This window comes from Microbacterium sp. B35-04 (genome assembly GCF_010634885.1).
Lineage (GTDB): Bacteria > Actinomycetota > Actinomycetes > Actinomycetales > Microbacteriaceae > Microbacterium.
In genome coordinates this window covers 21,278-44,782 of sequence record NZ_MWLP01000005.1, presented here as the reverse complement: position 1 = coordinate 44,782, position 23,505 = coordinate 21,278, and the positions used below count along the sequence as shown (strand labels likewise).

Sequence of the window (23,505 nt, the reverse complement as noted above, 5' to 3'; positions counted from 1 at the left end):
GCAGAATGATGCACATGCAAATCGAAGGAACGTCCGCGGTTCTCGCGCACGTCAGCGCTAACGTACGCAGATTTCGTGTGGCTGCGGAACTCAGTCAGGTCGCGCTTGCAGATCGTTCGGGCATCAGTCGCCGCACCATCGTCAAGCTCGAGGCAGGGGAGGCGAACATCAGCTTGACCGGACTCGATCACCTCGCGGATGCACTGGGTGTCACCTTCGTCGACCTCGTTGCAGCGCCGGCCGCACCCCATACGGACGTCAGGGAAGTCGCCTGGCAAGGGAATGTGCCGGGCAGCGAGGCCGTGCTGCTCGCTTCCGTTCACGCCGCGAAAGATGCGCAGCTCTGGGCGTGGACGCTCGAACCCGGCGACCGCTACGATGCCGAGCCCGACCCTGTGGGGTGGTCCGAGATGATCCTCGTCTCCGAAGGCTCCATCCTCATTCAGAAGGAAGATGGCGGCGTCACTCTGCAGACCGGCGACCATCTCGCCTTCCCCACCGCCCAGCAATACGCGTACATCAACGAAGAAAATGCTCGGGCGCGATTCATACGTGTGGTCGTGAGTTGAGACCAGCCGGAAAAGAGAGGCGAGCGCTCCCGTGAATCGCGGCTTCCGCCAGGTGGATGTATTCGGACAAGGCCCGACGCGCGGCAACCCTGTCGCGGTGGTGCTCGAGGCAGACGGCCTCGACGACGAGACCATGCGGCAGTTCTCCGTGTGGACGAACTTGTCCGAGTGCACCTTCGTGCTTCCCCCGACGAACGCGGGCGCGGACTATCGCGTTCGCATCTTCAGCCTGAACACCGAGATCCCGTTCGCCGGCCACCCGACCCTGGGTACGGCACGCGCTTGGCTCGACGCGGGCGGCATGCCGGCGGATCCCACGGTCGTCGTGCAGGAATGCGACGCAGGCCTCGTACCAGTCCGGATCGATGGAAGCATGCTCACCTTCACTGCACCTCCTCGTACGCGCTCTGGTCCCGTCGATGACGAGCTGCTCAAGAGCTCACCAGCATCCTCGGCATTGATGGCAGTCAGGTCCTCGACGCCGAGTGGCTCGACAACGGTCCTGGCTGGGTCGGCCTCTTGCTGGATGGCGCGGACACCGTGCTCGGTCTCCGACCTGATGCGTCCCACCACCCAGGTTGCTGGGACATCGGTGTTCTGGGGCTGCACCGAAGGAGCTCGGACGTCGCCGTGGAGGTGCGCGCGTTCTTCACCGAGGGCGAAGAGCCTCTTAGAGAAGATCCCGTGACCGGTAGCCTCAACGCTGCGGCGGCGGAGTGGCTGATCGCCAGTGGGCGTTTGACTGCTCCCTTCGTCGCTGCTCAAGGAACTGCGATGGGGCGACAAGGCCGAGTGCACATCACCAGCGAAAACGAGCAGGTCTGGGTCGGTGGGCACGCCGACGTCATCCTTACCGGAAGCGTCCTGATCTGAAGGCATGGCGGAACCAGGTCTCAGATCGGGCTCGCCGCTACGCCGCCGGCCTTGCGGGGTTTCGGAGCACCGTTCCCAGCGGGGCCGCTACACCCACGTACGACCCGAGTTCGCGTCGAGTCCGCCGATCCCGGGTAGTCCGTTTCGCGCCTACGGGTGTGGTTCAGCGACGGGAAGACTGTGCCACGTCTGGAACGCGAGCTCGGCCGCGCCCTCGGCATCCGCGGCTTGGCACATCGCGATCAATGCGGCGTGGCGTTCGCGCGAGGTGAATCGGTCGATCGACACGAAGCGCAGGAACTCAGCCCGCCGCACGACGGGCTCGAACTGTTCGAGCACAGCTGCGAGAGAGGGATTGCCGGACGCGCGGACGAGCGCTCCGTGGAAGTCATCGTCGGCTGCGACAGCGGCGATGGCATCGCCGGACTCCACGGCCGCTGAGAACCTTTCGTTGGCCTCGCGCATCTCTTCGACGACCGAGGAGGCCAGGTCAGGTACTGCCAGACGTGCGGCGAGTTCGTGCATCGCGGCGACGACGTCACGTGCGTGTCGCACGGTGCCCTCTTCCATCTCCGCCACGACCGTCGAGCGTCCCGGCCGGGCCACGATCAGCCCGCTCGCAGCGAGCCGCAGAAGCGCTTCGCGTACCGGCGTCCGACTCACGCCGAGCCATTCCGCGAGCTCGCCGTCCCGGAGGCTCTCACCGGGCGCGAACGTGCCGTCGACGATCGCGTCACGCAGGCGCACATAGACGTCATCGCGGAGGAGCGAGCGGCCGACTGGTAGGTGATTCTGCGGGATCGGCATGCGATGTATTGCACACAGAATCCCGGCATCCGTCAAGTCTGGACGAGTCAGGGTGGGGGCCGACTCTGGGTAACCGACACCCCCGGAATATAGACCCGAGCATCCTTGTTGCTGAATGCAACATGCAATATATTGCTCGTGTTGGCTCCGCCGACTGACGAGTGCTCGCTCCGGAGACACCGGACGAGAGACAGAAAGGAAGAGAAAATGAGCACCTCCGATCAGCAGATCAAGAACGTTGTGCTGGTGCACGGCGCCTTCGCCGATGGTGCGGGCTGGCGTGGCGTCTACGACAACCTGACGTCTCGGGGCTTCAAGGTCACCATTGTCCAGAACCCACTCACCTCGCTCGAGGATGACGTCGCCGCGACCACGCGGGTCCTCGATCGACAGGACGGCCCTGCGATCCTCGTCGGCCACTCCTGGGGCGGCACAGTGATCACCGAGGCGGGCGTCCACCCCAACGTCGCGGGACTGGTCTACGTCTCGGCGCTGGCACCTGATGCGGGCGAGACCACCGGGCAGCAGTACGAGGGTTTCGCCGAGACGCCGGAGTTCGTCATCGATGTCGTCGACGACGGGTACGGCTTCCTCAATTCGGAGAAGTTCAAGGCCGGCTTCGCCCACGACGCGAGTGACGCCGACGCCGCGTTCCTGCGGGACGCGCAGGTGCCGATCAACATGTCGGTCTTCGCCACGCCCGTGAAGAACGCGGCGTGGCGCGAGAAGCCCACATGGGCTGTCATCGCCACGGAGGACAAGTCGTTCGACCAGGCGATGCTGCAGCACATGGCCACGCGGGCGGGCGCGAAGATCACGAACGTCTCTGCCAGCCACGCACTCTACGTGACGCAGGCCGGGGTCGTCGCCGACACCATCGCTGCAGCCGCAGAGGGCGCCCCACCCACCGGTCAGTGAGTCGCGGTGCGCCCACCTTCGGCGCCTCTCTCTCAGTGCGCCGGGGCGCGCGTCGGCTGTGATGTCCAGGAACCCGGACCTCACATGGGCTGCGGCGAGTTCTCCCACTCGTCGCGCGTGAGGAACGCGAGTCGCCCGGACTTGCCTGGCAGTTCGACGCGCGGTCCGAGAGTGAATCCGAAGAGGCCCGCGCGGGCGAGGGCGCGGTCGTTGTCGACGTCGGGCTCGATCACGATCCGCTCCGCGCCCGGCTGCGAGAACAGGAAGCCGGCGATCGCGTGGGCGACGCGAGTGGTGAACCGAGGCGCGGGTGCGCCACGGTCGCCGAGGAGGAAGTGGATGCCGACATCGCCGGGTTGCACCCGATACACCTCGCCGACCGGGTCGTGCTCGGGCTCGTAGGTCTGCAGGAGCACGATCGGGAGGCCGTCGCGTCGGATCAGGAACGCGTGGTGGGTCGTCATTCCGTCGACGTAGGTGTACAGGTCGCGGAGCCCTTCGGGCGTCAGGTCGCCGAGCCCCCAGAAGCGGGCCGAGGGAGCGGTCACCCAGCGATGGATGACCTCGAGGTCGGCGACGGGATCGAGCGCCGACACCTCGAGTCGGCCGAGCCCGGGAACGTCGGCGGCGTGCACGAGGCAGCCGGCGGCGCCGGTCGCGAGGCGTGGGGTGGCGGTCGTCGTCATGCTGCTCCGGTCGGGGTGTCGGCGTGCAGGCGCGTCCAGTCGGTGAGGACGCGGACGGGACGGACGTCCGTCCAGGCCGCCAGTTGGTCGGCGAGGTGCGGGGACGCGGGGTCGCCTGCCGCGCCGAATGGCACGGACCACAGGCTGTTCTCGCGGTCGGCAAGGTCCCACGCCCACCGTGCGACGGACCCCCGCCACGCCCGGTCGGTGACCCCTGGGGTCGAACCCGCGCAGCGCACCGTGTCGCCGTCTCCCGACAGCGGAACGTCGAGCCCGGCGCCGGGATCCGCGGCGCCGGGCACCTCCGCGAGGACATGCAGCGGGAGCAGGCGATGCATCGTCCCCCAGCTCCCCGCGTCGGCGGCGTCGTCGAGCGCCGCGGCGACCAGGACGGGGGTGTCGTCGCGCAGGGCAGGATGTTCCAGGAGCCGTGCGAGCGCCGCGGCGACCTGGCCGGTGACGCCGAGCCACGGGTCGAACACCGCACCGAATCCGTGGGGCCTGTGCAGTGCCCGCAGCGCGGGGTGCGCGGCCACTCGCCGTACGAGGGCGGCCCGCCAAGCGGCGAACGTGCCGGCGACGGCGGATGCGGCATCCATCCGCCCGTCCCACGCCGCGAGCCGATTGCGCGCCGCAGCCGCGCGCGGGGGCAGCGCGCCCGACGGCAGCAGGGCGCGCAGCGCTGCCACGGATCCGCTGGCCGTGTCGCCCCAGATCGGGAGGAATCCGTCGACGGAGCTCGGGCGCTGATCGTCGAGCAGGACGCGGATGCGGTCGGCGCGGTGCGGCGACGGGTATGCCCAGCCGAGGTCGATCGCTGCGTCCGAGGGACGCTCGTTCGCGTCCACGGCGACGTCGGCGACGGCACGGTGCGAGGCCCCGCCCCTGTCGGCGGCCGGCAGGGTCGTGGCGGCGTCCAGGGGAAGCCGGCGCTCACTGCGGGCGCGTTCGGGTGTCGTGCCGACGGTCGCCGACAGCACCATGCCGGTGCGGTCCGCGGCGAGCACGCGGTTGACCGGATCGACCCATCCCGAGAACGCCGCGACGACGTCGTCCGCGGTCCGTGCGCGCAGCAGGCCCAGGAGCGCGCCGGCGCCGAGGTCGGCATTCGCCCGTGCCGGCATGCGGATGCTCCACGCGACCAGTTCCCCGCCGTCGGGGCGCAGGTCGGTCACCACGGTGCCGCGTTCGGTCTCGAGCGCCTCGACCTCGACGCCGCGCCCGCCGCGCACGCGCACGACGGTGCGTTCGACGTCGATGGGACGCCAGCCGCCGGGGCCGAGCGCCTCGTATCCGCCGGCCACGGGCCGCAGGCGCTCGCGGAAGACGTCGACCGCGTGCGCGATGGCGTTGGTCACGCCCCAGGCTGCGTCGCCCGTGTGGCCGAAGTGCGCGATGCCGGGCACCCCGGGGAACGCGAGCCCGACGACGTCGAACTCGTCGCACGCCAGCCGCACCTGCTGGTAGACGCCGGGGAGCTCGAAGATGCGGTGCGGGTCACCGGCGAGCAGCGGCATCCCGCTGTCGGTGCGCGAGCCGTGCAGCGCCCACGCGTTGCTGCCCGACGAGGGCTGTGTCTCGTCGCCGCCGTCGCCGTACCCTGCGAACACGTCGACCCACGCGTCGCCCAGGGTGTCGGCGACGTGCTGCCGCCACAGCAGCAGCGGGAACGTGGAGAACAGCGCATGCGCGACGTGGAGCACGCCGAGCGGGTCGTGGTCGGCCCACGGTTCGAGCGGTCGCGCTCCGCCGAAGATCTCGTCGAGCGTGCGGAACTCGGCGGCATCGCCACCGGCCTCGGTCATCCCGCGCCGAACCCCTGCGGCGTAGCGGGCCACGAAGGCGCGGGTCTCGGCATCCGTCCCCGCCAGCGCCTTGCGCGCGGTGTCGTCGAGCCGCGCGCGGCGTGCGAACACGTCCCACGCGAGTCCCGCTTCGCCGATCAGCTCCGACAGCCGGCCGGCTGCGCGCAGCCGGTCGATCTCGATCTGCCAGCCGCGGTCGCGGGCCGTGACCTCGCCCTACGCCTCGGCGAGAGCCCCGGCATCCGTCGCGCGGATGTGGGGGATGCCGAGGTCGTCGCGATACACCTCCGCCATGGAGTCAGACTTCCAGAAGCTCGCGCGGGGCCGCGATCGGCGAACGCGAGCGCGCGATCGGGTTCGTCAGGGTTCCGGCGTACATGAGCGAGGCGGACTGGTCGGCGAGGTCCACCATCTGCAGCGTGTTGCGCAGCTGCAGGCGGTTCAGGCAGGAGTGCGCGAACACGTCGGCGCGCAGATCGACGCGGGAATCGAGATCGGGATGCTGCCCCGCGTGCTCGTCGATGATCTCGGCGGCGATCCGCCAGAACTCGGCCTCCGGCAGCGTGCCGTCGACGTGCAGGATGCCGGCGAGGTGGCGCAGGACCCCGTCGAAGACGTCGGTGAAGATCGCGAGCGCCTCCTCCCCGTCGTCGACGGGTGACACGATGCGGCGGACGTCGTCGGGTACGGCGCGATCGGCGAGCAGTGCGACCTCCTCGCCGATGTCCTTCATGAACACCCCGGTGGGCACGTGACCCTCGAGGATGAGGATGAGGTTCTCGCCGTGCGGCATGAACGCGAGGTCGTGGGCGAGCAGGCAGTGCACGAGCGGGCGCAGGTAGACCCGCAGGTACGCCCGCACCCACTGCGCCGCCGGGATGCCCGACGCCCGCACGAGGGCGGTGGCGAAGGAGTGACCGGACGCGTCGCGGTGCAGCAGCGAGGCCATGGTGGCGAGGTGCTCGCCGGGGGCGATGAGCGGGATAGGGCTCTCGCGCCATAGCGCCGCGAGCATCTTGCGGTGCGCCGACGGCGTCGGGGTGCGGTGGTACGCGTCGCCGGTGTAGCCGATCGACGCGCGCTCCCGCAGCACGCGGAAGCCGGACTCCCGGAGCGTGGCGTCGCCGGCGACGAGGTCGGCGACCCAGTCGTTGATGGCGGGTGTGACGCGCATGTAGGCCGGCGACAGGCCCCGGAGGAAGCCCATGTTCTGCACCGCGAGGGCGGTCTTGACATAGTGGCGGTCGGGGTGGGTGGTGTTGAACATGGTGCGCACCGACTGCTGGGCGCGGTACTCGTCGTCGCTCTCCCCGATGAGGACGAGATCCCGGCGGGCGATGTCGGGAGCGAACGTGATCGAGATACGGTTCTCCCACTGCCACGGGTGCACGGGGAGCAGGTGGTAGCCGTCGGGGTTCTCGCCGGTCTCCTCGAGGCGCGCAGCGAACCGGGCGCGTTCGGAGGGCGAGAACTCCTCGGAGAGGAGGGATGTCTCGTCGAGGCCGGCGCCGAGCGCGAGGTGGGAGAGCGACCGGCGGGCGGCGAGCCACACCAGCCGGAACGGGCGGCCGGCCTCGGGGGCGTAGGCGGCGTGGTCGGACACGCCGAACCCGATGCGCCCGTTGTTGGCGACGAAGCCGGGGTGGCCCTCGGTCATGGCGGACTCGATGGTCTGGAAGTCCGCCACGGTGAGCTCATCGGCGGATGGTCCGCCGCGCGCGATCTTGAACGCGGCGCCGGCGAGCGTCGATGCGATCTCCTCGAGATAGATCGGCAGCAGCTGGTCGGAGAGGCCGAGCAGCTGCTGCAGCTCGAGGATGAGCGCCTGCGCGTCGAGCTCCGCGGGAGCCCCGTCGACGAGACGGTGCAGGCTGGCCTCGTCGATGATCCAATGCTCGAGCTCAGTGCGCACCGCCGCGAAGCGGTATTCGACAGCGGCGTGCGGCACCACCAGCCGCCAGCCGCCGACGACCGGCTCGGGGGCGAGCAGGCGCTCGTGGCTGAACTCGGCGATCGCCTTCGCGACGAGGTGGCGCTGGGCATGGGCGAGCGCCACGGGGGAGAGGTGCGAGGCGGGGGAGATCATACAAGTGCCTTTCCGGTGGCGGCGAGTTCTGAACGGCGGTAGTCGTCGCGCGTGCACACCGACAGCACGGCCGCCTTGCTGTGGGCGCCGTCCTCGATCGTCACGTGGCGCAGTTCGGTGAATCCGGCGCGCACGTTCTTGCGGCGGATCAGGTGGTTGCGGGCGTCCGGTTCGACGACGACGCGCTCTGCGCCGAGTTCGTCGAAGCACCATGCCATGACGGCAGCGAAGACCGCGTCGGTCAGGCCGCGCCGGGGGTGGTCGCCGGGCGGCGCGATGAGCACATGCATGCCCAGATCGCCGGGGAGGGTGTCATGGATGCCGCTCAGCAGCACGTGCGCCGGGTCGTACGTCTCGGCGAAAAAGGTCGGCGCACCGTCCACCAGCCCGAGCCAGCCATCCTGGTACGGGTCGGTCACCACGCTCGCGAGATAATCGCACACGGCGTCGACGTCGTGACCGCCCATCTGCCAGAACGCGGCGTGCGGGTCGGCGAGCCACCGCTGCACCACGGGCGCGTCCCGGCGTGGGTCGGCGGCGACGAGCGAAACGGACGCCATCATCGTGCCGCCCCGGATCCCGCGCTCGCCGCCTCGAACGCGTCGGCGGGAACCCCGAAGTCCTGGAAGGCGATGCGGCGTTCGATCGGATAGACCTCGCGGCCGGTGATCGACGCGAGGATCGACGAGTTGCGCCACGCACCGAAACCGAGGTCGGGTGCGGTGAGGCCGTGGGTGTGCTCCTCGCCGTTCTGCACGAACATCCGGCCGCGGCCGCCGTCGACGCTGTAGTCGCGGGCGACCGCGAGACGTCCGAGAGCGTCGTGGTCGAGGCGCTCGACCACGGGGGACAGGAACGGGGGCGTCTCGGCGGCATAGCCGGTGGCGAGGATCAGGGAGGCCGTCTCGCGTTCGTGCTCGCGGTCGAGCTGCCCGTGGCGCAGGCGCAGGCGGTAGCGATCACCGTCCCACTCGGCCGACGTCACCTCCGTGTCGGTCAGGAGCGTGGTCGGCACCGCGCCGTGGGCGCTGAGGCGGTACAGGGTGTCGTAGATGTCGTCGATGAGCTCGCCCGAGATGCCCTTGTAGAGGCTGCGCTGCTCACGGCCGAGGTGCTGACGGATGCCGAGCGGGAGGGCATGGAAGTGATCGGTGTACTCCGGTGAGGTCATCTCCAGGGTGAGCTTGGTGTACTCCATCGGGAAGAACCGCGGCGAACGGGTGATCCAGTCCAGGCGGTACCCGCCCTCGCGCACGCCCTCCAGCAGGTCGCGGTAGATCTCCGCCGCCGACTGCCCGCTGCCGACCACCGTGATCGAGTCCGACGCGCGCAGCTCGTCGCGGCGGTCGACGTAGTCCGAACTGTGGATCGCGGGGCCGTCGATGCCGCGCAGCGCCGGCGGGATGGCCGGCCGGGTGCCGACGCCGAGCACGACGTGTCGCGCGCGCAGCTCGCTCTGCTCGCCGGTGTCGGTGCGCATAGCGCGGACGACGTAGACGTCGTCGTCGAGGTCGTGCTCGATGGCGACGACCTCGTGATTCCAGAGCAGGTTCGGCAGACGGTCCGCGGCCCAGCGGCAGTATGCGTCGTACTCGGCGCGCAGCGCATAGAAGCTCTCGCGGATGTAGAACGGGTACAGCCGGCCGGTGTGCTTGAGCCAGTTGACGAAGGAGAACTCCGACGTCGGGTCGGCCATCGTGACGAGGTCCGCGAGGAACGGCACCTGGATGGTCGCGCCCTCGATCATCATGCCGTGATGCCACCGGAGCCCATCGTTGCGGTCGAGGAACACCGCATCCAGCTCCGTGGGTTGGGCGAGGCACGCCAGGCCGAGGTTGAAGGGCCCGATCCCGACCCCGACGACGTCGTGCACGTGCCCGGTCATGCGGTCGCCTCCGCATCGGCGAGAAGCCCGTCGAGCTCCGGGGCGATCCCCGCCAGCGTGGTCGCGGCATCCTTCACCATCGCGAGGACCCCGCGGATGTCGTCGGCCGTGGTCTCGGGGTTCAACAGGGTGAGCTTGAGGCAGGCCCGGCCGTCGATCACCGTCTTGGCGACGAGCGCGCGCCCCGACTCGAACAGGACCCGCCGAACGCCGGCCACCAGCGCGTCCTGCGTCGCGGCATCCGCTCCGTCCGGCCGGACGCGGAACAGCACCGTGCTCAGCTGCGTCCGGCCGACGAGCTCCAGCTCGGGATCGGTCGCGACCTCGTCGCTCACCCATTGCGCGAGGTCGATGACGGTGTCGAACATCTCGCCCAGACGCTCGGCGCCGACGGCGCGGAGCGTCACCCACAGCTTCAGCGCGTCGAAGCGGCGCGTCGTCTGCAGCGACACGTCGACCTGATTCGGCTCCTCGTTCTCGAGCGGATTGAGATAGTCGGCATGCCACGCGCCCGCCGCGAGGTCTCGCGGTTCGCGCACCAGCAGCGCGCTCGATGACACCGGCTGGAAGAAGCTCTTGTGGAAGTCGACCGTGACCGATCGCGCCCGCTCGATCCCGGCGAGGAGATGCCGGCGGCGCGGTGAGACGAGGAGCCCGCACCCGTACGCCGCATCGACGTGCAGCCACACGCCGCCGGCGTCGCACACGTCCGCGATCGGTGCGAGCGGGTCGATGACACCGCGGTCGGTGGTGCCGGCGGTCGCGACGACGGCCATCGGAAGGCGACCGGATGCCTCGGCCTCGCGCAGCGCGACCGTCAGGGCTGCGGCATCCATGCGTCCCTCGCCGTCGTCGGCAACGGCGATGACCGCGTCTTCGGTCAAGCCGAGGAGCAGGGCCGACTTGCCCACGCTGAAATGGCTCGACGCCGTTGCGAACACGGCCAGGCGCGCGAGTGCCCGCGGACGCGCGAGCTCCGTCCGCGCGAGCGCCGCTTCGCGAGCGAGGAAGAGGGCGTGGAGGTTCGACTGCGTGCCGCCCGAGGTGAACACCCCACCGCCGTGCGGGAACCCGATGCGTTCCGAGGTCCAGGTCAGGAGGCGGCGCTCCATGAGGGTGCCGACGGTGGACTGGTCGTAGGTGTCGACCGAGGTGTTCACCGCCGCGAGGACGGTCTCGGCTGCCACCGCAGGCAGCGCGACCGGGCAGTTGAGGTGCGCCGCGTAGGACGGGTGATGGAACCAGACGGCGTGCTCCAAGAACAGCTCATCGATCTCGCGGATCGCGCGGGCCGTGCCGACGCCGTCGACGTCGAGGGCGACGCCGTCGACGAGCTCCTGCAGATCCGAACGTGCCGCGCCGGAGAACGGCTGGGTCACTGTCTCGAAGCGCGTCGCCACTCGCGACGTGGTCTGAGCGACCAGCGAGCGGTAGAGATCGGCGGTGGGGCGTGTCAGCAACTCGTGCACCAGCACTCCTTCGGTTAGGTTTGGCTTACCTAACTTCCATGATCCTGGTGAGGGTGTCAACTCGGACGTCGTCCGGTTCGCTACCCCGCCGTCGTATTCGTCGACTTCGAAGGCGACGCGGGGTTCGTCGAAAGCTCGGCGAGCTTCGAGCCGGGCGCCGTGCGGAACAGCACATGCGGCCCATCGACCACATATCTGAGCCGGATCGACCTCCCTTTCAGGCGGGTTCGATCCGGCTCAGCCTTCTGGATTCGTTTCGTTCCTGTCGAAGCGGCAGGGTCGGGTCACTTCACTGGCTGAAGGAAGTGCCGATCAAGCCAGCGGGTGGCGCCTTCACCGATCCCTGCGCCCTGGACCTCGGCCTCCCGGAAGTGGAGACCTTGGTATACGCGCGCGTCGATGGTGTCATCGACCACGGCACTGAAGTGCTTGTACTCTCGCGTCGCACCGGTCGCGATCCTCACGACACTGAAGTTCATCCTGTTGGTGTCGAAGAAGGCCATGGCAGCGTGCATGTATGCCGCCGAAACGCAGTTGTAGCCAGATGGATGCTCGGAATACGGCGGAGCCGCGAGGAGCGGCGCCCATTCCGTATCGCCCACGGTCTTGCGGTTGCCGTCATTGTCGCCCTCGTGGATGGCGGTCACCGGACGCCAGAAGTTCCAGAAGTTCTTGTCGTCGAAGCAGCTGATGACACTGTCTGCAGTGGCCAGGTTCAACATGGCGAAAAGGCGGGCTTCTTCGGCGAGCGTGAGTCCCTCCGCTTCGGATATCGCCCGGAATGTGCGGTTGAACAGCTCCGGCGGGTGCGCCGCGTACAGGTCGGCGACGACGTTCTGCTTGGCGGTGCGGCGGCTGTCGATTGCTCCGAGGTCTTTCACCTCGTTGTAGTCCTTTGCGTAGTCGTGGCTGGTCAGTGCGTTCGGCCCTGCCGTGCGGAGCTGGGATGTGCTCTCAAGCGTGAACGGTTCGACCGCGCTCACCCATGCAAGGGCGTTGCTCGGCTCTGGCGGCGAAATGGGACGCCATTCGCCGGGCCCGGTGCCGACCTGCCACAAAATGGGCCCGCCGGTGGGAGAAACCGCGTAGCGGCCGTCATCGGTTCGTGCTTCGAGCATGGCCGCCGCGGCGGCTGCACCTGCTGCCACCCCCTCGGTCTTGGCATCGCCGGCGGGGATGCTTGCGAGCGCGGCGGCATAGAGGCCATCAAGCCGGTCCCGGACCACCTGCGGCAACGCGGGTACCAGTCCGATTCCCAAGCCGACCAGCACGTGGTGCGCGGCGGTGGCGACGGCGGCCTCCTGCGATGCCGACCGGGACACCGCTGGAAGATCTGGCAGGTAGGGCTGGTATCCGCCTACGATCGCGTTGACCGCGTCGTAGACGGCTCCCTGCACCATCGCGAGGTGCAATTGCGAGACCGGCGGCGCCTGAGCTGCACCGGGAATGTCGGCCCCTGTGGGGTTTATCAGCGCGTCCGAAGCATGGAGATTCCAGACACGCACCGCGTCGGAATGTTGCGGCTGTGCCACCGCGGGCGCGGTTCCCAGCGCTGTTGCCACCAGCGCGACGAGAGCGGCAAGCGTGAAAGTGCCGAGTGTGCGCTTATGTAGTCCTGGTCGCATGATCCGTCCCCTTCTAGGTCTCACCTGACCGCGGCTAGGCGGTTGCGTCGCGACTCGTCACATGACTGGTCGGGCTGGACGCAGTGCGAGTGGGTGCACTCAACCAAAGCGCTGTATCAGTCCTGTATCGACCGTCCGGATCTCAGGCCGAGGTCACTCGCGGCATGCCGGGGCGTACGGACGAGATCCCAACAGCTCCGCCCACTCCTGTTCGGTGAGTACTCGTCCCGCGATCCCACAGGCGTGTTCCTGCCATACGGCGGGCTCGGCGACGACATGCTGCCAACCCCCCTGGAACTCCTTGAACATGACGGTGCGCTCATTGGGTTCGAGCCACACGTGGTGCCGTAGGACAAGACGGCCGGGAAGATCCGCCGACCAGTCCCCGAGATTCCATGTCATGATCGCACCCTCGATTCCGGCCGTGACCAACTCGCCGGTCGGTCGAAATTCGGCCGCGGTGACCCAGCCGTCATGACCGACCAGTGTCTCGAGGATCTCGCCGGTCATGGTGCTGGCCACCACGACCCCTGCACCTGCGATGGCGAGTAGCGGCCTGTCGGGGTGGAAGTCGGCCGCCCACGGAAAGGATGACAGCGAGATGGTGGTTGGTGCGGCGACCCCGGAGGTATCCACGATCCGAACCGCGCGTGGGCCGTCTCGGACCGCGATACGTCCGCCATCCGGACTGATGGCGAGAATTCCGTTGCCGGCGATCCGAGCGAGCTCTTCGCCCGTTGCCGTCTCAAGAACGATGGTCGTTTTGGATCCGCTGATATACATCCGCGAGCCGTCCGGAGAGAATTTCACGGCACTGAAGCTGAAGACCTGCTCGGACAGAGGATCGCGGAAGATCACGTCCAGATCCAGGAGAATCGGCCCGGTCAGGTTCCCCTTGGCGCCCCACCAGAGGGCGACCCCACCGGGCTGCCCTGTCGGCGCAAGCGCTGCAAAGAGGGATCCGTCGACCGAGAACTCGACGTCTGCGGCCGTCCGATCCACCCCCTCGTAGGTGGTCACGCCCGATCGGCCGGCGTCTGCGAGATCGAGCCTGCCCGTTCGCAGGAACGGGTCGGATGTCTCGCTGAAAACGACCGCCCCAGTGATGGGGTCGATCGCCGAGGTCACAACTCCGCTGCCGGACGGCGAGTACTCGCCGAGCTGCGTGCGGGCGTCGAGATCGAATAGGCGCACACCCTGATCGCTGTCGATCACCGATGCTCGGGTCCCGTCCTCGGCGACGGACATGCTCAAGGCGGCCACCTCGTCTTCCGGTATGCGGATGATGCTCGTCAGGTGGGGTGCGCGTGAGATGACGCGTACGAGGTTGAGGCGTGTCTCGGAGCTGTCCCAGAGCCGGGTGGCCTCCACGGCGAGCAGAAGCGCGCGGTCGAAGTGGGGCTCGTCGAGCGCGCGTGCGGCGACGCGCCGTGCCTCGGCGGCCGTCGCGGCGTGATTCGCCTGGAGCCCCGCGAGGATGCCGGCCGTGACAGCGACGATCGCGAGAGCGGCTGCCCCGGCCGACACCCAGGACAGTCGGCGCACCATCCGGCGCTCTTTGCGGAGCTGTCCTTGCGCGGCGGCGAGTGCTGCGGTCTCATGCGCTGCCGCGGCGTCGAGGAACTCTCGCTCAACCGCGGTGATCGCGGGATCGACCGCGTCCCGCCAGTGCTGGGCCGTCGACAGCCGGCCGCCACGGTAGAGCTCGCTGTCGGGTCGGCCCATCGCATCCCAGGCGGCGGCGGAGGAGCTGAGGTGCCGCATGATCCGTTGGCCCTCGACATCGTCCGCGAGCCACTCCTTCAACCGTGGCCATTCCCGTGCAAGCGCTTCGTGAGACACCTCAACCGACTCCTCGTCTGTCGTGATGAGCCGGGCATCGACCAGCCGGTCGACGATCTGCGCGTGCGCGTCGTCGATCGCGATGCGCGTGCGTTCGACGCGACGAGAGACGACCGCACCGTCCGCGGAGGCTTCGACGAGACGGAGCAGGATGTCGCGCAGCAACCGCACGCCCTCCTCCGAGAGCGTCGCGAAGACCTCCTCCGCGGTCTTCGCGACGGCACCAACGATCTCACCGGATGCCCGATACGCCTCGACCGTCAGAACGCGGCCCTCACGACGGAACCACACCTGACGCAAAGCGTGAGAAAGCAGCGGAAGCGTGCGCCCATCCGCATCGCGGACCAGGATCTCCACGAGGCCCGGCTCCAGGATGAGGCCCGCCTGATCTGCAGGCCTCTCGATCACGGTTCGGAGGCTGTCGGGTCCGAGCGCGGTGAGGAGGAGCAGATGCGACTGGATGATCTGGGCGAATCCTTGGTGATCGGCCAGGTCTCCGAGACGGTCGGCGCGGATGGCGACGACGAGCATGCCGCAGTACACCATCTGCGACAGGGCGTCGAAGAATTCGCGGATCTCGGCGGGGTCATCGGCGGCGAAGGCCTGCTCGCATTGATCGACGATCAGCAGCGACTCTCCCACGGGCAGATCGACATCGCGAAGGACATCGATCGGGTGCTCGCCGGGCGTCACGATGGCGACGTCGACACCTCGCGCGAGGAACTCGGCAGCGATCCCTGCCCTCACGAATGAGGACTTGCCGACGCCCGATGAGCCGGCGACGAGCAGCACGCCGCGCTCCTCGAGCGCCCGAATAGCGCCGATCAGCTCCTGCTCGCGACCGAAGTACCGCTCGGCATCCGCCACTCCCGCGGGAGGCAGCCCGAAGTACGGGCATTCCGGGCTCTCGGCTCGGAACACCCGGTCGGACATCAGCGCGGGATCCTGCCGGAGGATCGCCTGCTCCAGCTCGGCGAGCTCGGTGCACGGATCCAGGCCCAGCTCGGCGGCGAGCAGCACGCGCGCCCTGCGGACCGTGGCGAGCGCATCCGCTTGCCGACCCTGGCGGTACTGCGCCACGCTCAGCACCACCCAGCGTCGCTCGCGCAATGGTGCCTCGGCGACGCGGGCGCGCGCCAATGCGGTCACCTCCTGTACATCACCTGCTTGCAGCCGCGCGTCCAGAAGCAGCTCCTCCACACCGAGCCGCAGCTCCGCCAGACGTCCCGACGCGATCCGAGCCGGCCCCCAGTCCATGAGCTCGACGTAGGGCTCCCCCCGCCACAGTGCGAGCGCCTCCGAGAATGTGTGCGCTGCCCGCTCGGGCTCGCCGAGCTCCAGCTGACGCGAACCCCTTGTGACAAGTCGTTCGAACCGCTCGGCGTCGACGTCGATGTGCTCCGGGATCAAGCGGTACCCGCGCGGGGTCGTCTCGATCCGGTCGGGCGCGATGAGCCTGCGCAGCCGCATGATGCAGCCCCGAATGACATGGGACCATGAGGCGGGAGGATCATCTCCCCAGACCGCCGCCGCGAGGGATTCGACGGACAGGGATGCGCCGAGCCGGATGGTGAGCGCACCCAGCACCGCACGATCCCGCGGAGCCAGTGGAATCCGGCCATCGTCGAGTGTCAGCGCTCCAAGAACGCGAACCTCCATGGGGCCACTGTGCGCCCGGCTCCGACATCCGTCAAGACAGCTGCTATCGGCCGAACACGTCCGGAAGGCCCGTTTGTCCTGACACGATCGCACCGTTCCCGGTGAGCGGCGACATCGACGTCGGCACGTGGCTCGTGACCGGCAAATCCGGTGACCTCCGAGGTCAACCCGTCCCAGAATGCAGGCGTGGTGATCTGGGTCTGCTGTCGCTACCAGGCTGTCCTGCCAGCAGGCGGCACAATGCACGCCGGGCATCCGCGAGATCGATGCGCTCCTGCTCGATTCGTCTTGTCGCTGCGGGGCCGGATGTGGCGATCGCCGCGTAGCAGTCCGCCTCCTCCGGGGTGAGATTCGCCAGCCGCGCTGTCGATGGCTGCAAGAGCTTGCCCTTGCGGTCCCGGTCGACCCCCAGGTGGACGTAGCGCACGCGTGTCGCCTCGTCCATCAGGATCGACTCGACGCTGACCCCGCGCGGTGACATCTCCGATCTGAGATTGTCGAGGATGGCGAAGCCGTCGCTGTCGATGTCTCCCCAGTAGACGATGCGGGCTCCGGTGATCCAGTCGATCCCACCGAGTAAGACCGCGGCGGCCATACCGCCACCCTCGACGACCACGGTGTCGGCGAGCCCGGGAAACCACAGACGACAGTCTCGGTTCTCGACGATGAGCACATTCCTCGGAAGGTATGCGAGTTCGTGGCTGTCGCCGGTGGTCCACGCGTCGTGGCGCCGACCACCGGTGGCGAGGTAGTCGGGGTCGACGTAGGTGAAGTGGATGACCGAGAGCCGCGGTCGCGTCTCGACCGCGGGGTCGCGGTCGACGAGCGCCGCGATGAGCTGCCGGTGGCCCGACAGCCACTTCGTATGCATGCCGGGAACCGGTAGCTGGCGGGACGTCCACCCGCTGAGGTCCTCGTGCTCGCGCAGCCAGGCGGCGACATCGACGGCGACATCCACGTCCGCATCGGAGAGCCGGCAGACCGTCCGCAGCGTTCCGGGCGTGAGGATCGCTCCGGTATCCCGCAGGCGAGCACCGATCTTGCGGGCGCGGTCCACATCCTCCTCGAGCGGGGATGCCGCGAAGTGGGCGAGTGCACGGATGCCGGCGGCCAGGGAGTCGATGTGAAGTCGCCGTGGTTCGACCGTGGTCCGGCCGGCGACGTTGATCCTGCTCTCCTCGAGGCGGACGCCCTCGAGGTCGGTGAGACCGGCGTTCCGCCATGCCGTGCGCCACTCGTGCCACGCTGGGATTCCGACTCGCTCGACGCTCGCCGAGCCTGAGATTCCCGGTCGCAATGACACCGCGAACGGCCGCTCGGCCTCGCCGACGAGTTCCGCGTAGATCCGCTCCGCCCATGAGTGCTCGAGGTGGCGTGCGAGCGCCTTCGCGGCGTCGGCCGGCTGGAGGAGCCGTTCGCTCACCCGCGAGCCTCCGAGAGGGCCACCTTCGGCTTGGCCCACGAGCGGCCGTGGGTGTCTTTGAGGATGTCGTACTCGACATCGACGTGCGGCTCGATCGCGCTGTACTTGTCGTTCGGAGCGCCGATGATGAGCTGGAACCCGAGACCGCGCCAGGCGCCGATCGCGCGCTTGGTGAAGTGCGCGTCGGCCTTGATGAGGGCTTCGTCGAGGAACACGGGAGCGTACCGTGGGCGCTCGGCGCCGGCGTCACCCAGCTGGTATCGCAGGGCCGCTCCGACGATGAACGCGATCAGCTCCTGGGACTCCCCGCCGGACTTCTCGCCGATGTGATCGTAGAGCGCGACGTGCTGCGCGGTGGTGGCGTGGATGCGCTCCGCGCTCACCCGCACGTGATTTCGGACGTCGACGAGTTCGGCGAAGTCCGGAGCATTGCGGCGCAGGCGGTTGATCAACCGCGACATCCGGTGGTAGGCGCGTTCGCGCTCCTCGTCGGTGGTGACGGATTCGATCAGCGCGCGCACCTCGCGGAGCTCTTTGCGGAATCGCCGGCGTACCTCGGACTGATTCTCGCGCGGTGTGATCTGCAGCCGGTGGTCATCGTCGTAGAACGGCAGATCCTGCATGATCACGTTGATGGGATCGATGCGGTCGCGGATCTCCCGCAGCGAACGGCTGAGTGTCGAATCGAGGTTGGTGAGGTCGTTCCCCGAGAGCTTCAGCAGGCTGTCGCGCCACTCCGTCTCCAGTTCGTGCAGGCCACTGGTCTCGAGGTCGGCGAGGATGCGCTCGAAGTCGCCGAGCGAATGGTCTGGGTCGGCGAGAAGGTTCGGGTTGGGCCAGCGATCCAGGAAGCCGCTCAGGGTCCGCCGCAGGCTCTCTCGCTGTTCCGCCACGGCGTCCTGGGCGGCGCGCTGATCGTCGCCGAACCGGCGCGCCGCGGAGTCGAGCGCCGCATCGAAGCGCGCCAGATCCTGCGTGCGCGTCGAAGATCCGGTCTGGTCGGGAACAAGGAACTGCGTGTCGAGGTAGGACGCCTGGTCATCGCCAAGCGCACGCCCTGCGGCCTCTGCCGCGTCGATCACCGCCTGGGCGGCGTCGACCTCGTCGGTTGTGGCCGCCCACGCATCGGCGAGGCGCTTCCGCTCCGCCTTGGCGCCGCCGATCTCCTCGCGCAGCTCGGCGGCCTCCTTTCTCTTCTGGTCGATCCGGGACTGGATGCCGGCGATGGCGGGGTTCGCGGCGGTGACGTCTGCGATGATCGCCTGCCACCGTTCGCGTTCCTGTTCGAGGGAGGCGACGTCGACCTCCTCCCAGGTGAGGCCCTGGATCTTCGCATAGGCGGCGAGCCGCGCGTCGAAGGCGTCGAGCTCCACAGCGGCCTCGGCGGCCGTCGTCCGGGCGGCTGCGAGCTCGGCGCGGACGGCCCCCAGCTGCGCATCGAGTTCGCCGAGGCGACGGTGGGTGGAGAAGCCGAGGACGTTGCCTCGACCGTGCCCGCCGTGCGCCCCGCGCGATCCGTGCGAGGTCTGCCCGGTGATCGTCAGCGTCATCCGGTGGTCCGCCAGCTGAGTCGCCGCGTCGACGCAGACGTAGCCGAACCGTCGGTCCAGCTCCTCCTGCAGCCAACCAGTGAAGGGGGTGCTCTTGTAGTCGAGCCGGCCGGGAAGGGTATGCGGGTCCCGTGCGCGGGCCTCCGGAAGGCCGGTGTGCACGCCCTCGTAGCGGAGGCGGTCGGCAGTGCGGACCGAGTCGATGGCGGCGCGGAACGCCGGCAGCAGCGCGACGTCGATGAGCAGCGTAGTGGCGAAGCCGCCGAGTGCGAGGTTGAAGGCCTCCCGCCAGGGCTCGAACTCCGTGCGGACCTCTATGAGCTCGCCGACGAAGGGCAGGTCGCCGGTGGCCAGGCCGGCAGCGCGCGCCAGCAGCTCACGGGATCGGCGGAGCCGGTCGGGGATGTTGTCGTCGCGGCCCTCGGCTTCGCGCCGCTCGGTCTCGAGGTCGGTGACGCGCGCCGCGAGGGCGTTCCTGGCGCCGACCGCAGCCGCGTACGCCTCACGGAGTGTCTGCTTGGCATCGCTGTCGGCGGCCGCCTCGCGGGCGCGACGCGACAACGCCTCGAACTCCCGCGCCGAGCCGACCTCGATCTGCAGCACATCGAGGGCGGCATCGAGCTTCTCGCGCTCCCGTCCCACGCTCGCGAGCCGGTTCTCGAGTCCGCGCAGCTCCCGGTGCGCGGTCTCGAGCCGGTCGCCGCCCGCCGCGCGCAGCACCTCTCCGAGACCTTCCCGCGCCAGGTCCGCCGCCTCGGCCAGCGTCTGCTTCTCACGCACGGCGGCATCCGCGGTGCGGGTGCCGGCCTGCAATTCGGCTTCGACATCGCGCAGCAGGTCGAGGCGGCGGGATGCCCGCCACAGCGTCGCCAGCGAATCCGGCTCGGTGAAGCGGCCGATGGCGTCGAGCAGGCGCAGCCGCTCGGCCGCGTCTTCGATCCGCGCCCGCGCCGACCTGATCGGCTGCAGCGCGCGCACCTGCTGCTGCGCGGTCAGCATGCGGCTGCGGGTGCCCTCGAGACCGTCGAAATGCGCGACCACCGCGTCGGCGGTGGCCAGTGTCTCGGGCTCCTCGAGCACCATGCGCTTGTAGAGGTCGTCGACGGTGGTGATCTGCTGCCCCGCCTGGATGCGGGCGAGGAGGCTCATCGCCTTGGCGCCGGCGCCGGCCGCGCCGATGCCGAGCACGGTATGAAGACGAGCAGAGAACTCGCGGTCGGTCGCGACGGTGTCCAATCCGACACTCTTGACGGCGGCATCCGTCAATCGCAGCGATGCCGCGGCTTCGAGCGAGCTCAGATCGAACGGACCATTGACGGTCGCACGCACACGCACCGTGTCCTCCAGGACGCGCGCGGCCGCCGGGATGTACCAGGCGCGCACCGCGGTGAAGCGAGAGCCGTCGTGATCGAGCCAGGTCATCGAGATCGCCGACCAGGTGTCGGTGCCGTCGCCGCGGAGCACCGTGAGCTTCGTGCCGTCCTCGGTGCGGGTCTCGTCGGTCTTGCCCCGCCCGTACGAGAGGATGTTGCGCTGCTCCTGACCCCGCGGCCGCCCGACGACGGCGCCGTTGGAGGCGCCGTTGAACGGAGTCGTGTGCGGCATCATGAGGGCCACATACGCGTCCATCAACGTCGACTTGCCGGAGCCCGATCCGCCGCACAGCAGCGTGGCCGCCGGCGAGAAGCGGACGCGGTGCGCCCCGTCGTAACCGCCCCAGTTGACGAGCTGGAGCTCATCGGCCACCCACTGCTGCCCCCGGGATGCCGCAGGGATGAGCCCGAAGAGCGTGTCGAGCATGGTCACAGTGGGGCCTCCGTGTTGTCGCCATCGACATCGAGGTCAGCGTCATCGACATCGTCCGCGTCCTCGTCGTCCGCCTCGTCGAGGGCGACCGGTCCGGACCGCGCGGACTGCGTCTCGAGCCAGTCCTGCAGCGCCCGCAGGCGGTCGGAGCTCAGCAGGATCTCGACGAGCGCGTTGATCCGGTACCGGCCCTCCGACTCCTCCTCGATGACGCCGTCCTGGCGCAGCCGGGCGACCGCGCCCCGGATCGCCTTCTGCCGGCGGGCGGTGCTGCCGTCCGCCTCGGCGAAGTAGGTCAGGACCGTCTGCTCGATCTCCTCGATGTCGACGCGCGCCGATGACTCACCGGCGGTCGTCTCGCGCTGGAAAACCGTGCGCAGATGCACCAGCACGAGCGTCTCGGCGCGTGAGTACGCCTCATCGCGCAGCAGGATCGGGATCTCGAGCTCGTCCGACCGGATCTGCTCCTTGTACGCGACGCCGCGATCGTGGTCCACCACGAGCCGGACGAAGAGGTCGTTCAGGCGCGACTCGATGGTGTGCTGGTGATCCATCAGCACGGTCCACTCGCCGCGGTTGCGGTCGGCGAGCAGGAAGCGGCGCTGCAGCAGGCGCACGAGCACGCGCCGCACCTCGGGGTCGAGGACGCCCCGATCGCCGGGAAAGAGCTCCTCCGGATCGTGCTCCATCGCGACCGGATCGATGAACGGGTCGTCCGTCGCGGTGTCGGGCGCGGTCGCGAGGTCAGTCATTCTCAGGCTCTTTCACAGTGCGGGCGGTCACGGCGCCGAAAGCGAACCGGCGACTCGACCCATCGGGCCGTCGCGCTTCGGCGACGGAGACCTCGTCGCTCTCGGTCATGCCGTTGCGATGGGCGATCTCCAGGAGTCCGAGGAGGTCGACGGGGCGGCGCGTGTCGTCCGCGGCGCGCTCGAAGGCGGTCGCGAGGTCGAAGCGATCGCCGAGCGTCGCGACGTATTCTTCGAGCTCCGCGTACCTGGGCCCGCCCCAGGCGCGGGTGTCGGCATCCACGAATTCGATGTCGTCCGGTGCCGTCAGCGGCGCCGGGGCGCCCTGCGGGCGGAGGTCGCTGAGCGACTGCCGAAGGTGCCCGATGTCGGACACGGGCAAGGTGTGCAGCGGCTCGACGCGGTCGCCGGGCTTCGAGCTCTGCATCCACACGTGGAGTCCCGACATCACGCTTCGCAGAAGCTCGTCGACCTGACGGTCGCGGATCGGGTCATGGGTGCGCACCTGCGCCGTGATGACCTGCGACGCCCGACGCTGCGCGGTGAGGACGTCCTGCACGCCCTTCTCGACCTGGCGTCCGATCGAGTCGAGATCGCTGCGCTGTGCGGTGCCCATCAACCGGGAGAAGGGCTGCGCGAGCAGGGTGCGCAGCTGCGTGGTCAGGCGGTCGATGTGCTCCGGGTCGCCGATGAGGCGCAGCGCGCCTTCGAACGCTCTCCCCTCCGGCGTCGACTGCATCACGTGCTGACCGCGCTGCAGGTACTCGCGGAGGATCTCACCAGTGGGACGGATGTCGCGGCGCAGGTCCGCGACGACATCCCGCTGCATCGCCTTGATCGATTCCGCGACGCGGGAGAAGTCCGCGGGCAGCTCGCGAGCGAGGTGGAGGACGTTCTCCGCCTCCTCGAGCAGTTGCTCATCGTCGATCGGCTCCGCTTCGTCGTTGCGCAGCCGGGCGATCTCCGCATCAAGCGCATCACGCTCTTCCAGCAGCAGGGCGATCCGCTGCTCCGGGTCGGATTCCGCGTCACGCGACAGCCGCTCGACGGCGTCCAGCAGCGTCCGCACCCGCGACCGCGACACCCGCGCGCGTCCGCCCCCGGTCCGGCCCGCGATCTCGAGCGCGCCGACGGCATGCGCGGTCAGCCGGTAGACCTCGACATCGTCCTCGAGCTGCGGCGCGAGCCAGCCGACGCGCACCCAGCTGCGACAGATCTCGCGAGCGGTCCCGACGGGGAGCCGGCGCTCGTCCTCGTCGTATCCTGCCGCGCGCAGCTCTTCGAGAGCCTCGCCGATCTCGGCGTGGGCGTCGGCGACCGCGACCGAGCGGCGCTCGGACGTGAACACGATCGACAGCATGGCCACGACGAAGGGCGCATAGCGGCCGTGGAGAAGATCGAGAGTCGGATCCTTGAACGCCAGTACCGAACGCCGGTAAGCAGCCTCGGCGCGCGTATTCGACATCGTTGCAAGATTAGCCGTGCTGCCGACACCCCCGCTGAGCAGACCGCGACGAGCGCGAGGATGTCGCTGTGCTCAGTTCTACTGACCCGGTTCCGCGATCGGGTCAGCCAGACGGCCCGACCGGATCGATCAGGGCTCCGTCGCCGTTCTCGGGCAGGTCCCCCGCTCGACCGGCTCGAGGCGACCGCTGGAAGGTCGGAGACGCGGACCGCGCGGAGTGGACCGGCTGGGAGGTACTGGCGTTACACGTAAGAGCAGCCACTACCTCAGGTTGGGCCGCTGGAGTTC

At 69.1% G+C, this 23,505-nt stretch carries 15 protein-coding genes and 2 pseudogenes; 4 read left to right on the top strand and 13 right to left on the bottom strand.

Features of this window, described 5'->3' with window-relative positions:
* Positions 1-14 precede the first annotated feature (14 nt).
* The 3 genes and pseudogenes from B1729_RS01045 to B1729_RS20920 all read left to right on the top strand — a co-directional run bounded on the left by B1729_RS01045 (position 15) and on the right by B1729_RS20920 (position 1,442).
* Positions 15-569, top strand: a complete 555-nt coding sequence (locus B1729_RS01045) for an XRE family transcriptional regulator (RefSeq protein ID WP_239526265.1) — start codon at positions 15-17, stop codon at positions 567-569.
* 31 nt (positions 570-600) lie between these two features.
* Positions 601-879: pseudogene (locus B1729_RS20925) on the top strand (PhzF family phenazine biosynthesis isomerase); the annotation flags it as partial.
* A 209-nt stretch (positions 880-1,088) separates the two neighbouring features.
* Positions 1,089-1,442 (top strand): PhzF family phenazine biosynthesis protein, encoded by a 354-nt coding sequence (locus B1729_RS20920; RefSeq protein ID WP_345770799.1) that lies wholly within the window; start codon positions 1,089-1,091, stop codon positions 1,440-1,442.
* A gap of 150 nt (positions 1,443-1,592) precedes the next feature.
* On the opposite strand, the gene B1729_RS01035 is transcribed toward B1729_RS20920, so the two are convergent.
* Positions 1,593-2,249 carry a GntR family transcriptional regulator gene (locus B1729_RS01035; protein ID WP_204260195.1) on the bottom strand — a complete coding sequence of 219 codons (657 nt, stop codon included), beginning with the start codon at positions 2,247-2,249 and terminating at the stop codon, positions 1,593-1,595.
* A 207-nt stretch (positions 2,250-2,456) separates the two neighbouring features.
* Here B1729_RS01035 and B1729_RS01030 point away from each other — a divergent pair, with 207 nt between their 5' ends.
* On the top strand, positions 2,457-3,167 hold the full coding sequence (locus B1729_RS01030; RefSeq protein WP_163630242.1) for an alpha/beta hydrolase: 711 nt from the start codon (positions 2,457-2,459) through the stop codon (positions 3,165-3,167).
* 80 nt (positions 3,168-3,247) lie between these two features.
* Here the strand turns inward: B1729_RS01030 and B1729_RS01025 are convergent, their stop codons facing one another.
* The 12 genes and pseudogenes from B1729_RS01025 to B1729_RS00970 all read right to left on the bottom strand — a co-directional run bounded on the left by B1729_RS01025 (position 3,248) and on the right by B1729_RS00970 (position 23,217).
* A complete protein-coding gene (locus B1729_RS01025) occupies positions 3,248-3,853 on the bottom strand; it encodes a GNAT family N-acetyltransferase (protein ID WP_163630240.1) in 606 nt (201 codons plus the stop codon).
* A pseudogene (locus B1729_RS01020) lies at positions 3,850-5,856 on the bottom strand (penicillin acylase family protein); the annotation flags it as partial. The gene B1729_RS01025 and the pseudogene B1729_RS01020, both read right to left, overlap by 4 nt.
* A 100-nt stretch (positions 5,857-5,956) precedes the next feature.
* On the bottom strand, positions 5,957-7,744 hold the full coding sequence (locus B1729_RS01015; protein ID WP_163630239.1) for an IucA/IucC family siderophore biosynthesis protein: 1,788 nt from the start codon (positions 7,742-7,744) through the stop codon (positions 5,957-5,959).
* On the bottom strand, positions 7,741-8,307 hold the full coding sequence (locus B1729_RS01010) for a GNAT family N-acetyltransferase (protein ID WP_163630237.1): 567 nt from the start codon (positions 8,305-8,307) through the stop codon (positions 7,741-7,743). The genes B1729_RS01015 and B1729_RS01010 overlap by 4 nt, the downstream gene beginning before the upstream one ends.
* Complete coding sequence (locus tag B1729_RS01005) at positions 8,304-9,629, bottom strand: SidA/IucD/PvdA family monooxygenase (protein ID WP_163630235.1); 1,326 nt, start codon at positions 9,627-9,629, stop codon at positions 8,304-8,306. Before B1729_RS01005 ends, B1729_RS01010 begins: the two co-directional genes overlap by 4 nt.
* Complete coding sequence (locus B1729_RS01000; RefSeq protein WP_163630233.1) at positions 9,626-11,098, bottom strand: aspartate aminotransferase family protein; 1,473 nt, start codon at positions 11,096-11,098, stop codon at positions 9,626-9,628. The genes B1729_RS01005 and B1729_RS01000 overlap by 4 nt, the downstream gene beginning before the upstream one ends.
* 284 nt (positions 11,099-11,382) lie before the next feature.
* Positions 11,383-12,660 (bottom strand): vanadium-dependent haloperoxidase, encoded by a 1,278-nt coding sequence (locus tag B1729_RS00995; RefSeq protein ID WP_163630231.1) that lies wholly within the window; start codon positions 12,658-12,660, stop codon positions 11,383-11,385.
* A 216-nt stretch (positions 12,661-12,876) separates the two neighbouring features.
* Positions 12,877-16,224, bottom strand: coding sequence for a BTAD domain-containing putative transcriptional regulator (locus B1729_RS00990; RefSeq protein WP_163630229.1), 3,348 nt, complete (start codon positions 16,222-16,224; stop codon positions 12,877-12,879).
* Positions 16,225-16,387: 163 nt separating this feature from the next.
* Positions 16,388-17,647 carry a Wadjet anti-phage system protein JetD domain-containing protein gene (locus B1729_RS00985; protein ID WP_163630227.1) on the bottom strand — a complete coding sequence of 420 codons (1,260 nt, stop codon included), beginning with the start codon at positions 17,645-17,647 and terminating at the stop codon, positions 16,388-16,390.
* Complete coding sequence (locus B1729_RS00980; RefSeq protein WP_163630225.1) at positions 17,644-21,003, bottom strand: SbcC/MukB-like Walker B domain-containing protein; 3,360 nt, start codon at positions 21,001-21,003, stop codon at positions 17,644-17,646. Before B1729_RS00980 ends, B1729_RS00985 begins: the two co-directional genes overlap by 4 nt.
* The gene (locus B1729_RS00975; RefSeq protein ID WP_163630223.1) at positions 21,000-21,755 is read right to left on the bottom strand and encodes a DUF4194 domain-containing protein; all 756 of its coding nucleotides are present in this window, start codon (positions 21,753-21,755) and stop codon (positions 21,000-21,002) included. The genes B1729_RS00980 and B1729_RS00975 overlap by 4 nt, the downstream gene beginning before the upstream one ends.
* Complete coding sequence (locus B1729_RS00970) at positions 21,748-23,217, bottom strand: DUF3375 domain-containing protein (RefSeq protein ID WP_163630221.1); 1,470 nt, start codon at positions 23,215-23,217, stop codon at positions 21,748-21,750. The genes B1729_RS00975 and B1729_RS00970 overlap by 8 nt, the downstream gene beginning before the upstream one ends.
* Between the last annotated feature and the right edge of the window lie 288 nt (positions 23,218-23,505).

What these genes read in the sequence shown, in the direction of transcription:
- B1729_RS01025 (WP_163630240.1), bottom strand. Translation starts at nt 3,853, where the DNA reads ATGACGACGACCGCCACCCCACGCCTCGCGACCGGCGCCGCCGGCTGC.
- B1729_RS00970 (WP_163630221.1), bottom strand. Translation starts at nt 23,217, where the DNA reads ATGTCGAATACGCGCGCCGAGGCTGCTTACCGGCGTTCGGTACTGGCG.
- B1729_RS01005 (WP_163630235.1), bottom strand. Translation starts at nt 9,629, where the DNA reads ATGACCGGGCACGTGCACGACGTCGTCGGGGTCGGGATCGGGCCCTTC.
- B1729_RS01015 (WP_163630239.1), bottom strand. Translation starts at nt 7,744, where the DNA reads ATGATCTCCCCCGCCTCGCACCTCTCCCCCGTGGCGCTCGCCCATGCC.
- B1729_RS01035 (WP_204260195.1), bottom strand. Translation starts at nt 2,249, where the DNA reads ATGCCGATCCCGCAGAATCACCTACCAGTCGGCCGCTCGCTCCTCCGC.
- B1729_RS01030 (WP_163630242.1), top strand. Translation starts at nt 2,457, where the DNA reads ATGAGCACCTCCGATCAGCAGATCAAGAACGTTGTGCTGGTGCACGGC.
- B1729_RS00990 (WP_163630229.1), bottom strand. Translation starts at nt 16,224, where the DNA reads ATGGAGGTTCGCGTTCTTGGAGCGCTGACACTCGACGATGGCCGGATT.
- B1729_RS00975 (WP_163630223.1), bottom strand. Translation starts at nt 21,755, where the DNA reads ATGACTGACCTCGCGACCGCGCCCGACACCGCGACGGACGACCCGTTC.
- B1729_RS01045 (WP_239526265.1), top strand. Translation starts at nt 15, where the DNA reads ATGCAAATCGAAGGAACGTCCGCGGTTCTCGCGCACGTCAGCGCTAAC.
- B1729_RS01010 (WP_163630237.1), bottom strand. Translation starts at nt 8,307, where the DNA reads ATGATGGCGTCCGTTTCGCTCGTCGCCGCCGACCCACGCCGGGACGCG.